The sequence below is a fragment of the Plantactinospora sp. A48 genome, from assembly GCF_055793945.1.
Map to the genome: position 1 here is coordinate 94583 of NZ_JBTIXF010000004.1, position 15135 is coordinate 109717.

At 73.2% G+C, this 15135-nt stretch carries 12 protein-coding genes; all 12 read left to right on the forward strand.

Annotation, left to right across the window (positions count from 1 at the left end; all coding sequences use genetic code 11):
* Window positions 1-2 precede the first annotated feature (2 nt).
* The 12 genes from ACXN5W_RS04030 (at window position 3) to ACXN5W_RS04085 (ending at window position 15115) form a co-directional block, all read left to right on the forward strand.
* The gene (locus ACXN5W_RS04030) at window positions 3-2249 is read left to right on the forward strand and encodes a peptidoglycan D,D-transpeptidase FtsI family protein (protein WP_473156753.1); all 2247 of its coding nucleotides are present in this window, start codon (window positions 3-5) and stop codon (window positions 2247-2249) included.
* A gap of 91 nt (window positions 2250-2340) precedes the next feature.
* The gene (locus ACXN5W_RS04035) at window positions 2341-3867 is read left to right on the forward strand and encodes a UDP-N-acetylmuramoyl-L-alanyl-D-glutamate--2,6-diaminopimelate ligase (protein WP_473156754.1); all 1527 of its coding nucleotides are present in this window, start codon (window positions 2341-2343) and stop codon (window positions 3865-3867) included.
* On the forward strand, window positions 3864-5270 hold the full coding sequence (locus ACXN5W_RS04040) for a UDP-N-acetylmuramoyl-tripeptide--D-alanyl-D-alanine ligase (RefSeq protein ID WP_473156755.1): 1407 nt from the start codon (window positions 3864-3866) through the stop codon (window positions 5268-5270). The genes ACXN5W_RS04035 and ACXN5W_RS04040 overlap by 4 nt, the downstream gene beginning before the upstream one ends.
* Complete coding sequence (gene mraY / locus ACXN5W_RS04045) at window positions 5267-6370, forward strand: phospho-N-acetylmuramoyl-pentapeptide-transferase (protein WP_473156756.1); 1104 nt, start codon at window positions 5267-5269, stop codon at window positions 6368-6370. The genes ACXN5W_RS04040 and mraY overlap by 4 nt, the downstream gene beginning before the upstream one ends.
* 280 nt (window positions 6371-6650) lie before the next feature.
* The gene (locus ACXN5W_RS04050) at window positions 6651-8057 is read left to right on the forward strand and encodes an FtsW/RodA/SpoVE family cell cycle protein (protein WP_473156819.1); all 1407 of its coding nucleotides are present in this window, start codon (window positions 6651-6653) and stop codon (window positions 8055-8057) included.
* On the forward strand, window positions 8057-9163 hold the full coding sequence (gene murG, locus ACXN5W_RS04055; protein WP_473156757.1) for an undecaprenyldiphospho-muramoylpentapeptide beta-N-acetylglucosaminyltransferase: 1107 nt from the start codon (window positions 8057-8059) through the stop codon (window positions 9161-9163). The genes ACXN5W_RS04050 and murG overlap by 1 nt, the downstream gene beginning before the upstream one ends.
* A 139-nt stretch (window positions 9164-9302) precedes the next feature.
* Window positions 9303-10784, forward strand: a complete 1482-nt coding sequence (gene murC / locus ACXN5W_RS04060) for a UDP-N-acetylmuramate--L-alanine ligase (protein ID WP_473156758.1) — start codon at window positions 9303-9305, stop codon at window positions 10782-10784.
* Between the two features lie 176 nt (window positions 10785-10960).
* Window positions 10961-11731 (forward strand): cell division protein FtsQ/DivIB, encoded by a 771-nt coding sequence (locus ACXN5W_RS04065; RefSeq protein ID WP_473156820.1) that lies wholly within the window; start codon window positions 10961-10963, stop codon window positions 11729-11731.
* Between the two features lie 211 nt (window positions 11732-11942).
* A complete protein-coding gene (gene ftsZ / locus ACXN5W_RS04070) occupies window positions 11943-13055 on the forward strand; it encodes a cell division protein FtsZ (protein ID WP_473156759.1) in 1113 nt (370 codons plus the stop codon).
* Window positions 13056-13102: 47 nt separating this feature from the next.
* A complete protein-coding gene (locus ACXN5W_RS04075) occupies window positions 13103-13840 on the forward strand; it encodes a YggS family pyridoxal phosphate-dependent enzyme (protein ID WP_473156760.1) in 738 nt (245 codons plus the stop codon).
* A gap of 209 nt (window positions 13841-14049) precedes the next feature.
* Window positions 14050-14793, forward strand: coding sequence for a cell division protein SepF (locus ACXN5W_RS04080; protein WP_473156761.1), 744 nt, complete (start codon window positions 14050-14052; stop codon window positions 14791-14793).
* Between the two features lie 16 nt (window positions 14794-14809).
* Window positions 14810-15115 (forward strand): YggT family protein, encoded by a 306-nt coding sequence (locus ACXN5W_RS04085; RefSeq protein WP_473156762.1) that lies wholly within the window; start codon window positions 14810-14812, stop codon window positions 15113-15115.
* Window positions 15116-15135: the final 20 nt, after the last annotated feature.

The window sequence follows — 15135 nt, forward strand, 5'->3', positions numbered from 1 at the left end:
CGGTGTCGCCCCGCCCGGACGATCCGCGCCGGGACGATCAGTCGTCCCGGCGCGGACCGTCGCGTACCGGTGAGTCGCGGGCCCGTGAGCCGCGTACGGGTGAGTCGCGGGCCCGGGAACCGCGTACCGGTGAACCGAATGCCGGTGAGTCGCGTGCCGGAGACCGGCGGGACGGCCGGCCCGGCGGCATCTCGGACGCCCGCGCCTACACCCCGCGCGGACGCACGGTGCGGGAGGCCGCCGAACAGCGGCGTACCCCCCGGTCCGGCCGGTCGCAGGACCCGTTCCGGCCCGCCCTGCAGGTGCTCGACGGCGGCCGGGAGGGACCCCGGTCCGGCCGGGAGGGACCCCGGTCGGCGCCCAGGATGGCGCCGGCGCCCACCCGGGGTGGCACCGGTCGAGTTCCCCCCCGGCCGGCCCGGGGCGAAGACGTGGCCAGGCCGCCGCGCCGGACGACGTCGGCCGCGCGCCAGCCGGTCCGGTCGAAGCGCCCGGTCCGGCCGCCCCGACTGGCCGATCCACGCCGCCGGCTGCGGCTGGGTACCTTCGTGGCACTGGCCCTGTTCGTCACCATCGGCATCCGGCTGATCGCCATCCAGGTGGTGCAGACCCCGGCGTACGCGGACGGTGGCCTGCAGGACCGGACCAGGCCGGTGGTGCTGCCGGCGCCGCGCGGCGCCATCTACGACCGGTCCGGGGTGCCGCTGGCGCGCAGCGTGGAGGCCCGGTACATCTACGCGGACCCGACCATGGTCAAGGACGTGCGGGCCACCGCGCGGGCGCTGCAACCGCTGCTCGGCATCCCCGCCTCGCAGCTCGAACCGCGACTGGCCCGGCAGAAGACCGACGACGGTCGGGACTCCCAGTTCGAGTACCTGGCCCGGAGCGTGCCGGTGGACACCGCCGACAAGATCATGGCTCGGGAACTGCCCGGGATCGGCCAGGGCCGGGACGAGCGGCGGGAGGTGCCCAGCGGGGACCTCGCGGCCAACCTGCTCGGCTTCGTCGGGCGGGACATGAACGGCCTCGAAGGACTGGAGGCGCGGTACGACTCGCTGCTGCGCGGCGTGCCGGGCCGGCGGACGTACGAGCACGGGGGCGGGGACCTGGATGTCCCGATCCCCGGCGGGTTCATCCAGGAGACCAAGGCCCAGCCGGGCAGCTCGCTGGAACTCACCATCGACCGGGACCTGCAGTACAAGACCCAGACCATCCTGCACGAGCGGACGAAACAGACCGGCGCCAGCGCCGCCGCGGCGATCGTGCTGGACGTACACACCGGTGAGGTGCTGGCCCAGGCCAGCGACCCGACGTACAACTCGGCCGATCCGGGCGGCAGCGACCCGGCGGCCCGGGTCGACAACGCCACCAGCTTCGTGGTCGACCCCGGTTCGGTGCACAAGGCGATCACGATCGGCGCCGCGCTCCAGGAGGGCAAGGTCAGGCCGGACGAGAGCATCCTGGTCGGGTCGACCATCACCAAGGGCGACCAGCCGTTCAGCGACACCCACCCACTGCCCGACGGGGTGCCGGTGCCGATGAGCCTGCCCGGCATCATGGCCTACTCCTCCAACGTCGGCACCATCAAGATCGCCGACCGGCTGGGCAAGGAGAAGCTGTACGAGTACCAGCGGAAGTTCGGGCTCGGCCAGCCCACCGGCGAGGGCGTCCCGGGCGAGGCGGCCGGCCTGCTGCTGCCACCCGACCAGTGGAGCGGGTCGTCCTACGGATCCGTCCCGATCGGGATGAGCGTGTCGGCCACCCCGTTGCAGATGGCCGCCGCCTACGCGGCCATCGCCAACAACGGCACCTGGGTGCAGCCGCACCTGATCAAGGAGACGATCGGTCCGGACGGCAGCCACACCCCGGCACCGGCGCCGAAGACCCATCCGGTGCTCAGCCCGGCCAACGCCGCGGCGCTGCGGACCATCCTGGAGGCGGTCACCACCGTGGACCACGCGACCGGGCTGCGGGCCGCCATCCCGAACTACCGGGTGGCCGGCAAGACCGGCACCGGCGGGCTGGTCCGCAACGGCTCCTACGCCCCCGGCGAGGTGGCGTCGTTCGTCGGCATGGCGCCGGCCGACAACCCGCGGTACGTGGTGGCCGTCTTCGCGTACACCCCGGGTGGTGAGGGGGGTGACGTCTCGGCACCGGCGTTCAAGGACATCATGGAGTTCACCCTCAGCCACTACCGGGTGCTGCCGACCGGGACGAAGCCGCCCAACTTCGTCGTCTATCCCCGGTGACCAGGGACTGCGGGCCATCATCGGTAGGTGCGGCAGATGCGGCGGGGCGGCGGTGCGGTCGGGACGGCCGGACGGGGTAGGGTCTGACGCCGTGTCCGGCAATCCGCGTCCCCGTACCGTGCCCCCGGTACCGCTCGGCGACCTCGCCGCGCGGATCGGGGCGGCCCTCCCGGCGGGCGCCGCCGGTACGCCGGTCTCCGGCGTCACCCACGCGAGCACCGAGGTCCGCCCCGGTGACCTGTACGCCGCGCTGTCCGGCGCCCGCCGGCACGGCGCCGAGTTCGTTCCGGCGGTCGCCGCGGCCGGTGCGGTGGCCGTACTGACCGATCCGGCCGGTGCCCCGGCGGCGGCCGAGGCCGGGCTGCCGGCACTGGTGGTCCCGGACCCCCGGCAGGCGCTCGGCCCGGTGGCCTCGGCGGTCTACGGCGACCCGACCGCCGCGCTGACCGTCATCGGCCTGACGGGTACGGCCGGCAAGACCTCCACGGCCTACCTGGTGGAGGCGGGCCTGCGGGCCGCCGGCCGGACCACCGGGCTGATCGGCACGGTCGAGACCCGCCTCGGTGACCTGCGGGTGGACAGCGTCCGGACCACGCCCGAGGCCACCGACCTGCACGCGATGCTGGCGGCGGCCCGGGAGCGCGGGGTGACCGACGTGGTGATGGAGGTGTCCAGCCACGCCCTCGCGATGGGCCGGGTCGGCGGCGTCCGGTTCGCGGTCGGCGGCTACACCAACTTCGGCTCCGACCACCTGGACTTCCACCACAGCGTGGCGGACTACTTCGCCGCCAAGGCGCTGCTGTTCGACGGCCGGTGCGCGGTCGAGGTGCTCAACGCCGACGATCCGGCGCTGGAGTCGCTGCGCAAGCCGGCCACCGTCACCTACTCGGCGTCCGGTGACCGCACGGCGACCTGGTGGGCCGGCGACGTCGCCGGGTCCGGCTTCGCCCAGCGGTTCACCGCGCACGGTCCGGGCGGCATCGAGGTGCCGGCCGGAGTGACCCTGCCGGGCCGGCACAACGTGGCGAACGCGCTGCTGGCCATCGCCGCGCTGGTGGGCGCGGGCGTCGCCCCGGCGACCGCCGCGGCCGGGGTGGCGGCCTGCCCCGGGGTGCCGGGCCGGCTGGAACTGGTCGACACCGGCGGACCGGTGCGGGGGGTGGTGGACTACGCGCACAAACCGGACGCCATCGTGGCGGCCCTGGCCGCGCTGCGCGAGCTGACCGCCGGCTCGGGCCGGCTGATCTGCGTCATCGGCGCGGGCGGCGACCGCGACAGCGGTAAGCGCCCGGTGATGGGCGACGCGGCGGCCCGGGGCGCCGACCTGGTGCTGGTCACCGACGACAACCCGCGCAGCGAGGAACCGGCCGGGATCCGGGCCCAGGTACGGGCCGGCGCCGAGCGGGCCGGCGGCGCGGAGGTCGTGGAGGTGGCCGGCCGGCGGAACGCGATCGACGAGGCGGTCCGCCGGGCGGAGCCGGGCGACATCATCGCGCTGCTGGGCAAGGGACACGAGCGCGGGCAGGAGATCGAGGGCCGCACGCGGCCCTTCGACGACCGGGTGGAGCTGGCGGCGGCGCTGACCGACCGGTTCGGTCGGCTGGTGGGTCAGCGATGATCCCGCTGACCCTGGCCGAGGTGGCCACCGCGGTCGACGGCCGGCTGGTGGCGGCCGACCCCACCGCCCGGGTGACCGGTACGGTCGAGTACGACTCCCGCCGGATCACCCCGGGTGGGCTGTTCGTGGCGTTCGCCGGGGAGAACGTGGACGGGCACGACTACGCGGCCACGGCGGTACGCGGCGGGGCGGTGGCCGTGCTCGGTACCCGGGCGGTCGAGGGCGTGCCGACGGTGCTGGTGGCAGACGCCCTGGCCGCCATGGCGGCGCTGGCGCGGGCGGTGCTGGACCGGCTGCCGGAGCTGACCGTGATCGGACTGACCGGCTCGTCCGGCAAGACCAGCACCAAGGATCTGATCGGGCAGCTGGTGAGCCGGCTCGGACCGACGGTCGCCCCGGCCGGCTCGCTGAACAACGAACTGGGCCACCCCTGGACGGTCCTGCGGGCCGACGAGACGACCCGCTACCTGGTACTGGAGAAGGGCGCCCGGGGTCCCGGGCACATCCGCTACCTGTGCGGGATCGCGCCACCCCGGATCGCCGTGGAGATCAACGTGGGGGTGGCGCACATCGGCGAGTTCGGCTCCCGGGAGGCCATCGCGGCGGCCAAGGGCGAACTGGTCGAGGCGCTGCCACCGGACGGTCTGGCCGTGTTGAACGCCGACGACCCGCTGGTCCGGGCGATGGCCGAGCGGACCTCCGCCCGGGTGGTGCTGGCCGGTGAGGCGGCCGACGCCCAGGTGCGGGCGGTCGACATCCACCCGGACGAGCGCGGCCGGCACTCGTACACGCTTGTCACCCCGCAGGGGCGGGTCCCGGTCCGGCTCGGGCTGACCGGGGCGCACCAGGTGGGCAACTCGCTGCTGGCCGCGGCCGTGACACGGGAGCTCGGGATGCCGCTGGAGGAGTTGGGGAGGGCGCTCGGTGAGCTCACCCTGGTCTCCACCCGACGGATGGACGTCTTCGACCGCGCCGACGGGGTGACGGTGATCGACGATTCGTACAATGCCAATCCCGCCTCCATGGCGGCGGCGCTGCGGGCGTTGACCGGTCTGGGCGACGGCCGGCGGACCATCGCGGTCCTCGGCTACATGGCGGAGTTGGGCCCGTTCGAGCGGGACGGGCATGCGGAGGTCGGCCGCCTGGCGGCCGAGTTGAACGTCGACCGGGTGCTGGTCGTGGCGGAGGCGGCTGCGCCGATCCACGACGGGGCACGCTCGGTCGCGACCTGGGGAGGAACATCGGTGCTGGTGACCGATCAGGCGGCGGCGATCGAGGAGCTGCGGCGCGACCTGCGCCCCGGTGACGTCGTCCTGGTGAAGGGTTCGCGCTACCGCACCTGGGAGGTGGCCGACGCGCTGCGCGCCGACGGCACGGTATCGACCGAGGGCGAGCCGGCGTGAGGGCGGTCATCGTCGCGGCGGCGGTGGCGTTCATCGTGTCGCTGTTCTGCACCCCGATCGGCATCCGGATCTTCCGGGCGCTCAAGGCGGGTCAGCCGATCCGTACCCTCGGGCCGGCCAGCCACCAGGGCAAGAAGGGCACCCCCACGATGGGTGGGGTGGTGTTCATCGTGGCCACCGTGATCGCCTACGTGGCCGGGCACCTCGCGCTGACCACGCTGCCGGAGGCGCAGATCGCCCAGGTCCGGCCGACGGTCACCGCGCTGGTGCTGCTCGGGCTGTTCGTGTTCTGCGGTGCCGTCGGGTTCCTCGACGACTACCTCAAGGTGCGCAAGCGCAACAGCCTCGGGCTGAGCGCGCGGGGCAAGCTGATCGGCCAGTTGCTGGTGGGCACGGTGTTCGGGGTGATCGCCCTGTACTTCCCCAGCACCAACGGGCAGACCGTGGGCAGCACGACGATCTCCTTCATCCGGGACATCAACGTGCTGAACGTCGGCAAGGTGGTCTCGGTGATCATCTTCGTGCTGGTGGTGATGGGCGCCAGCAACGGGGTCAACCTCACCGACGGGCTCGACGGCCTGGCCACCGGGGCCTCGGTGATGGTGCTGGGCGCGTACGCCCTGATCGCCTTCTGGCAGTACCGGCACTGGTGCGGTGACCGGGACTACAGCGCGGGTGGCAACTACTGCTACGCGGTCCGGGACCCGTTGGAGATCGCCCTGATCGCGGGGGCGGCGGCCGGGGCCTGTGTCGGGTTCCTCTGGTGGAACACCTCGCCGGCGCGGATCTTCATGGGCGACACCGGCGCGCTGGGGCTGGGCGGCCTGATCGGCGGTCTCGCGATGGCCTCCCGGACCATGCTGCTGCTGCTGATCCTCGGTGGTCTTTTCGTGATCATCACGATGTCCGTGGTGATCCAGATCATCTCGTTCAAGACCACCGGTAAACGGGTGTTCCGGATGTCACCGTTGCAGCACCACTTCGAACTGGCGGGGTGGAGCGAGGTCAACATCGTGGTCCGGTTCTGGATCATCGCGGGCATCGGGGTGGCGATCGCGCTGGGGCTGTTCTACAGCGAGTTCCTGACCGCCACGAGCTGAGCGGCGGGTCGCGGCCCGGCCACCGGCCGGTCCCGGCGTGGCAGGCCGGCCGCGTGGCCAGGCGGCGCTGGTGCGACACGCCGACCGGCGGGCTGCGCCGGCCCGGCGTGCCGAGGCTCGATGATGGTCGGATGGCCCAGCACCGGAAGACGCGCGCATGACCGGCGCCCAGCCCGCTGACCAGGCGGGACCGCCGAGGCGCCGGCCGGAACCGCCGGCCGGTACGCCGGCACCGGCCACCCCGACCCCCCGGCCGGCGTGGCGGTTCGACCCGCCGGCGATGCTGGCCGCGCTGCGCGGGCTGCTGGCCCGGCCGCTCGCCTCCTACTACCTGCTGATCTCCAGCTCCGGACTGCTGCTGATGATCGGCCTGACCATGGTCTTCTCGGCGACCAGCGTGCAGGCGTACGCGGAGAACGGCAACGCCTTCGCGGACCTGGCCAAGCAGGCGTTCTACGCCTTCATCGGGCTTGTCGCGTTCTGGATCTGCCAGCGGTTGCCCGCCGGGTCGTTCCGCTCGCTGGGTGGCCCGGTGCTGATCGGCTCGCTGCTGCTGCTGGTGGTCCTGGACCTGCTGCTGGTCTACCAGTCGCTGGCCGACCTGGAGGTGGCCCGCGTGGGGCCGCTGGAGGCCGACCTGCTCTGGCTGTACATCGGGCCGATCGGGTTGCAGCCGTCCGAGATCGCGAAGTTCGGCATGGTGCTGTGGGGCGCCGAGGTGGTGGCCCGCAAGGGCCCGGCCGTGGGCTGGTGGCGGGAACTGCTGATGCCGCTGGCCCCGGCGGTGGGGCTGCTGTTCCTGCTGGTCGGCTACAACGACCTGGGCACCATGCTCTGCCTGCTGGCCATCGTGGTGGGCCTGCTGTGGGCGGCCGGCGTCCGGATGCGGATCTTCGCCACCCTCGGCGCGGTCGGGCTGGTCGGCATCGGCCTGCTGATCGCCGCCGCCTCCCTGGGCGCCGGCTCGGGCAGCACCGACGCGGAGAACTACCGGCTGGTGCGGCTGACGGCGTTCCTGCACCAGAACGATCCGAAGTGCCTGGAGGCCGCCTGCTACCAGCTCGGCATGGCGCGCAGCGCGATCGACCACGGCGGCTGGTTCGGGGTGGGCCTGGGCAAGAGCAGCCTCAAGTGGGACTGGCTGCCGCAGGCGCACAACGACTTCATCTACGCGATCCTGGCCGAGGAACTGGGGGTGGTCGGCTGCGTGGTCGTGCTCGCACTGCTGGCCGTGCTGGCGTACACCGGACTGCGGATCGCCCGCCGGGTGACCGACCCGTTCCGCCGGCTGGCCGCGGCGGCGGCCACCACCTGGCTGGTCAGCCAGGCCATCATCAACATCGGCGGGGTGGTCGGCCTGCTGCCGATCACCGGCCTGCCGCTGCCGTTCATCTCCGACGGCGGCAGCGCGCTCGTGGTCACCCTGGCCGCCGTGGGCATGCTCGCCTCGTTCGCCCGGGCCGAACCGGATGCTGCCAGAGCCCTGAACGCCCGTCCGCCGGCACCCTGGGTCCGACTACTCTGGGCCCCGTTGCCGCCGATTCCCGGCCGGCGGCGCCCCGGCCCGGAGCCGGCGGCGCCCGCCCGGGGGTCCGGACCACGGTCCGGACCACGGCGGGAGGCCCGGCCGAACGACGGCCGGGCGACCAGAGTGCGCGCCGAAACGGCGAGCGAGAGGAGACGCTGATGGGTCCGCTGCGGTCGGTGGTGCTCGCGGGAGGCGGCACCGGGGGGCACATCTACCCCCTGCTCGCCTTCGCCGACTGTCTGCGCAGACACGACCCCGGCGTCCGGATCACCGCGTTGGGCACACCCAAGGGGCTGGAGAACGAGCTGATCCCGCCGCACGGCTACGACCTGCGGCTGATCCCGGCGTACCAGCTGCCCCGGTCGGTGAACATGAACCTGCTGCGTACCCCCGACCGGATGTGGCGGGCGGCCCGGGAGGCGGGCAAGGTGATCGACGATGTGCGCGCCGACCTGGTGCTGGGCTTCGGCGGGTACGTGTCGGTGCCGGCCTACCTGGCGGCGTGGCGGCGGGAGCTGCCGATCGTGATCCACGAGGTGAACGTGCCACCGGGGGTGGCGAACCGGATGGGGATGAAGTTCACCAGGGATGTGGCGGTGGGCTTCCCGCACCAGCCCGTCCAGGCCGAGGCGCTGCGCGACGCCCGGGTGGTGGGGGTGCCGCTGCGGCGGGCGATCACCGGGCTGGACCGGACGGTGCACGGAGCCGCCGCCCGGGCCCACTTCGGGCTGCGGCCGGACCTGCCGACCCTGTTCGTCTCCGGCGGATCCCAGGGCGCCCGGTCGATCAACCTCGCGGTCGCCGGGGCGGCCAAGGAGCTGTCGGCGGCCGGCATCCAGGTGCTGCACGTCATCGGCGCCCGCAACGAGGGCGTCTCGGTGCCGACCGACCTGCCGGTGCCGTACGTGACCCTGCCCTACCTGTCCGAGATGGAACTGGGCTACGCGGCGGCGGACCTGATGCTCTGCCGGGGTGGCGCGATGACCTGCGCCGAGGTGGCCGCGATCGGTCTGCCCGCGGTCTACGTGCCGTACCCGCACAGCAACCAGGAGCAGCGCCGCAACGCGCTGCCGGTGGTGGAGGCCGGCGGCGGCCTGCTCGTCGACGACGCCGAGCTGAGTCCGGGTTGGATCGAGCAGCACGTGATCCCGCTGCTGCGCGACCCGCGCCGGCTGGCCGGGATGGGCGCGGCGGCCGGCGCGTACGGCCGGCGGGACGGCGACGAGGCGCTGCTGGACTTCGTCTACGAGGTGCTGAACCGGTGAGCGCGCGGGAACTGCCACGGCGGAGCGCGGGGGTCGGCCCGGCGGGCGCGGCGAAGTGTGCCGCGGCGGAGCATGGGGTCGGCCCGGTGAGCGCGCGGAGCGTGCCGAGCGCCCTGGTCGCGAACGGAGATGGGAACTGATGGTGGCGTTGAACACCGCGGAGCTGTCCCCGGCGGGCACGGTCGCCGCCGAGGAGCTGGGCACCGTACACCTGATCGGGATCGGCGGGGTCGGGATGAGCGGCCTGGCCCGGTTGCTGCTCACCCGCGGCGTCCCGGTCACCGGCAGCGAGCTGCGGGAGTGGCCCTCGCTGGTCGGGCTGCGGGCGCTGGGCGGCACGATCCACATGAGCCACCGGCCGGAGAACCTGGACGGCGTGGACACCGTGGTCTACTCCTCGGCCATCCCGCCGGAGCACCTGGAGCTGGTCGAGGCGCACCGGCGCGGGCTGCGGGTGCTGCACCGCTCCGAGGCGCTGGGCGCGGTGATGACCGGCCGCCTCACGATCGCGGTCGCCGGCACGCACGGCAAGACCACCACCACCTCGATGGTGACAATGATCATGCAGCGGGCCGGGCTCGACCCGTCGTTCGTGATCGGCGGGGAGATCTCCGAGGTCGGCTCCAACGGCCATCACGGCACCGGCGAGTACGTGGTGGCCGAGGCCGACGAGAGCGACCGGTCGTTCCTGCTCTACCGCCCGTACGCCTCGATCATCACCAACGTCGAACCGGACCACCTGAACACCTACGGCGACTACGCCGGGCTGGAGGCCGGGTTCGCCGAGTTTGCCGGGCTGACCGAGCCGGACGGGTTCGTGGTGCTCTGCGCCGACGACCCGGGCACCCGCCGGCTGGCCGTCGGGCTGCGCGGGCAGGGCCGGACCGTCTTCACGTACGGCACGGCCGACGACGCCGACCTGCGGATGACCGACATCGCCTCGTCCGCGCAGGGGGTGCGCTACCTGGCCACCCTGCACGGCGAGCCGCTGGGTGAGATCCGGCTGTCGACGCCGGGCCGGCACCTCGGGCTGAACAGCGCCGCGGCGGTGCTCACCACGCTGAAGCTGGGTGTGCCGTTGGAGGCCGCGCTGGCCGCGCTGGCGTCGTTCCCGGGCGTACGTCGGCGGTTCGAGCGCAAGGGCACGGTCGCCGGGGTCCAGGTCTGGGACGAGTACGCCTACCACCCGACCTCGATGACGTTGGCCCTGGAGACGCTGCGTGAGGTGGCCGCCGGTGGCCGGGTGATCGTGGTGTTCCAGCCGTACCGGCTGTACCGCACCCGTGACCTGCAGTCCGACCTGGCCCGCGCGCTGAGTCTCGCCGACGAGGCGGTGGTGCTGGAGGTCTTCGGTCCGGGTGAGGTGCGCGAGCCGGGCGAGGGCGGCGTGGCGCTGACCGAGGAGATCGACCTGCCGGCCGGGCGCAAGGTGTTCCTGCCGTCCTGGGACGACGTACCGGCCGAGGTGGCCCGCCGGGCCCGGCCGGGTGATCTGGTGGTGACGATGGGCGCCCCGCCCATCTCGCTGCTCGGGGACGAGCTGTTGGCGGCGTTGGCCGACCGGGTTGGTCCGGCCGGCGTGGACGCCGGGCTGGACGCCGCTCCCCGTACGGCCGGATGAGCCCGGCCGCCGGTCGCGGCCGGTCGCCGGGCGGGCCGCGCGGGACCGGCGGGTCGCGTTCCGGCGCCGGCGGGCGGCCGGCGGGTCGGGGCCCGGTGCGCCGCGCCGGTGCCGACCGGCTGTCGGTGGCCCGCCCGGAGCCGGCCGCCGGTCGGCCCGAGGGCGGCGCGGACCCGGTGGCCCGGCCCGGTCCCGCCCGCCGGTGGCGGCTGGTCCGGGCCGGCAACGCCGCGGTGCCCCCGTCGGCCCGGCGCTTCATGCGTCGGGCCCGGCAGCGCCGGCTGCGCGCCGCCCTGCCCTGGCTGATCGTGGCCGGCGGCCTGTGGGTGGTGGTGCTCGCCGGCTGGCTGGTGCTGGGCACCGGCCTGCTCGGGGTGGACGAGGTCCGGGTCGCGGGCACGGGCGTGCTGACCCCGGCGCAGGTGCGCGCGGCGGCGGCCGTACCGGACGGCACGCCGCTGGCCCGGGTCGACCTCGGTGGGGTGCGTCGCCGGGTGGCCGCGCTGCCGGCGGTCCGCCGGGTCACGGTGCACCGGTCCTGGCCGGGCACCCTGGTCATCGAGGTCGTCGAGCGGACGCCGGCGCTGGTCGTGCCGCGCCCCGACGGGTACGCCGTGCTGGACGGCACGGGGGTGGTGTTCCAGTCGGTGCCCATCCGCCCGGAAGGCCTGCCGCTGGCCCGGATCGGTTCGCCCGGTCCGGATGATCCGGCGACCCGGGCGGCGACGCAGGTGTTCGGCGCGCTTCCGGCCGAGTTGCGGCAGCAGGTGACCGAGGTGGGTGCGGCGAGTCCGGCCCGGATCACGCTGCTGCTGGCCAGCGGCCGGACGATCATCTGGGGAGATTCCTCGCAGCCCGAGGTGAAGGCCCGGGTCGCGCTGTCCTTGCTGGCCGGGAAGGGAAACACCTTCGATGTCAGCGCCCCGGATGTGGTGACCATCCGCTGACCGGCGCGGCGACACGCCGAGGCGGGTCCTTGGCAGCCGCCGGGCCGGCGCTTACGTTGCCCCGAGAGGATCAGTGGTTGACATAACTCTAAGCCTCTAGTAGAGGGTGAGGGTTTAGCCTTCGCGCTCCGTCGCCGGGGAATGTCAACCGTGCTCCGGCCCGGCCGTACCACGCTCGGCGCACCTGCCGATCTCGAAGGAAAGGACCCCGATGACACCTCCGCACAACTACCTGGCGGTCATCAAGGTCGTCGGCATCGGTGGGGGCGGTGTCAACGCCGTCAACCGCATGATCGAGGTTGGGCTCAAGGGCGTCGAGTTCATCGCGATCAACACCGATGCGCAGGCGCTGCTGATGAGCGACGCCGACGTCAAGCTCGACGTCGGCCGCGAACTGACCCGGGGCCTCGGCGCCGGGGCCAACCCGGACGTCGGCAAGAACGCCGCCGAGGACCACCGGGACGAGATCGAGGAGGTGCTCAAGGGCGCCGACATGGTCTTCGTCACCTGCGGCGAGGGCGGCGGCACCGGCACCGGCGGGGCGCCCGTGGTGGCCAACATCGCCCGAAAGCTCGGCGCGCTGACCATCGGCGTGGTGACCCGGCCGTTCTCGTTCGAGGGCAAGCGCCGGCAGGTCCAGGCCGAGGCCGGGATCGAGGAACTGCGCAACCAGTGCGACACCCTGATCGTGATCCCCAACGACCGGCTGCTGGCCCTCGGCGACCGGGGCATCAGCATGATGGACGCCTTCCGGCAGGCCGACCAGGTGCTGCTCTCCGGTGTCCAGGGCATCACCGACCTGATCACCACGCCGGGTCTGATCAACCTGGACTTCGCCGACGTCAAGAGCGTGATGAGCGGGGCCGGCAGCGCGCTGATGGGCATCGGCAGCGCCCGGGGGGACAACCGGGCGGTGGAGGCGGCCGAGGCGGCCATCTCCAGCCCGCTGCTCGAGCAGAGCATGGACGGCGCCCGTGGCGTGCTGCTGTCCATCGCCGGCGGCTCCGACCTGGGCCTCTTCGAGATCCACGACGCGGCGCAGCTGGTCACCGACGCGGCGCACCCGGACGCCAACATCATCTTCGGCGCGGTCATCGACGACGCGCTCGGCGACGAGGTGCGGGTCACGGTGATCGCGGCCGGCTTCGACGGGGGGACCCCGGCGTACAAGTCGACCGAGACGCCGCGCAAGAGCGGGCCGCCGACCGGGCCACCGCCGGCCGTTCCGGCTCAGCCCGCCACGCCGGCCACGCCGACCCCGCAGCCGCGGCGGGTGCTGTTCGACGACGTCGACGTGCCCGACTTCCTCAAGAACGGCTCCTGAGTACGTCTGGTACGGCTCACCCCTGCGACCGTGGAAGACGCGCTCCGTTGACGAACAATCCTGCCGGCGCCCGGCGCGCCGAGTTGGCCGGCAACCTCGCCCGGGTCCAGGACCGGATCTCGGCGGCGTGCGCCGCGGCCGGCCGGGACCGGGGCGAGGTCCGGCTGATCGCGGTCACCAAGACCTACCCGGCCAGCGACGTACTGCTGCTGGCCGGGCTCGGCGTCACCGACGTGGGGGAGAACCGTGACCAGGAGGCGGCGCCGAAGGCCGCCGAGGTCCGGGCCGGCGGTGCCGGCCCACGCTGGCACTTCGTGGGCCGGTTGCAGCGCAACAAGTGCCGCTCGGTGGTCGGGTACGCCGACACGGTCCAGTCGGTGGACAGCGCCCGGCTGGCCATGGCGCTGTCCGGCGCCGCGACGGCGGCCCGGGACAGCCCGCTGGACGTCCTCGTGCAGGTCAGCATCGACGGCGACCCGGACCGCGGCGGCGCGCTGCCGGACAGCGCGGATCCCGATCTGGGTCTGGGGGCGGTGACCGACGCGGTCGCCGGGGCCCCGGGCCTGCGCCTGGCCGGGTTGATGGCGGTGGCGCCGCTGGGGTGGGAACCGGACCGGGCCTTCGGCCGGCTGGCCGAGTTGGCCGGCGCGGTTCGGGCCGAACATCCGGGGGCCACCGTGCTGTCGGCCGGGATGAGTGGCGACCTGGAGGCGGCGGTGGCGCACGGTGCGACACTCGTACGGGTTGGTAGCGCGTTGCTCGGAATGCGTGCCACGCTGCGGTAGCCTGGCGCCGACGGTGAATTACACGGGTGTTGTTCAGGCCGGAGCTGGTGTTCCGGGGCGATCTGACCTTCCGCGAGAGCAGGGGACTGACGGCTCGGTCGACCCGGGCCGTCGTGGTCTTGTGACCGGTGGGCGCGGTGGGTGTCCACGCGAGTGGACGGTGAAGCGGCACGGGGGCGCGTGCCGCATGGTGGACGGAGGGCGCGGGGATGGGTGCACTGCGCAAGGCTGGCGTCTGGCTCGGGCTCGTCGAGGAGGATGACGAGCGTGGGTACGACGACGACGGGGCCTATGACAAGGGTGGATACCGCGAGTCGCGCTACCGGCAGAGCCGGTACGCCGAGGACTACGACGACGCCGATGACGAGCCGGAGGCGCCGGTGACCCCGCCGCGAGCCCGGTCCGGTGACCGTGGCCGGCTGACTGACCGGACGACCAGTCGCGGCAGCGACCTGGACCGGAGCGAGGACGACCGGGCCGAGCGGCTCGACCGGGCTGAGCGGCTGGACCGCACCGAGCGGATGGACCGGACCGAGCGGGCCAGCGTGCGTTCCATCACCCGGCCCGGCGCGGGCGACTCCGCGAACACGCACTCCTACCACACCCGGGACAACCTGGCCCTCGCCCCGCAGGCTCAGCCGCCGGTCCGGGCCAGTCAGCCCGAGGAGGAGCAGCGTTACCAGATCACCACGCTGCACCCGACCACCTACCGTGAGGCGCGGACGATCGGTGAGCATTTCCGGGACGGGGTCCCGGTGATCATCAATCTTACCGAGATGGATGAGGCGGATGCCCGCCGTCTGGTGGACTTCGCTGCCGGACTGGCGTTCGGGCTCCGGGGTACGATCGAGCGCGTTACCAACCGGGTGTTCCTGCTCTCACCGGCCAATGTCCAGGTCACTGCGGAGGACAAGGCCAAGATCGCTGAGGGCGGGTTCTTCAGCCTGAGTTAGTCGACTGAGGGGTTCCGTGTTCTCGATCTTCTTCCAGGTCCTGTACCTGCTCCTCTACGTGTTTTTGTTGGTGATTTTAGCCCGATTTGTTCTCGGCGCCGTGCTCCAGTACGGCCGGCGCTGGCAACCTGGCCGCGCGGCGTCCGCCGGACTCGAATCCGTGTGGAGCGTCACTGATCCCCCTCTCAAGGCGTTGAGGCGTGTGATCCCGCCATTGCGAATTGGTACCGTGAGCATCGACCTGGCCTCCCTTGTGCTCCTGGTTATCCTGTTCGTGCTGATGAGGTTCGTGGTGCAGCCGCTGATCACATCGACAATCTGACCAGCGTGCTACGCGGCCGC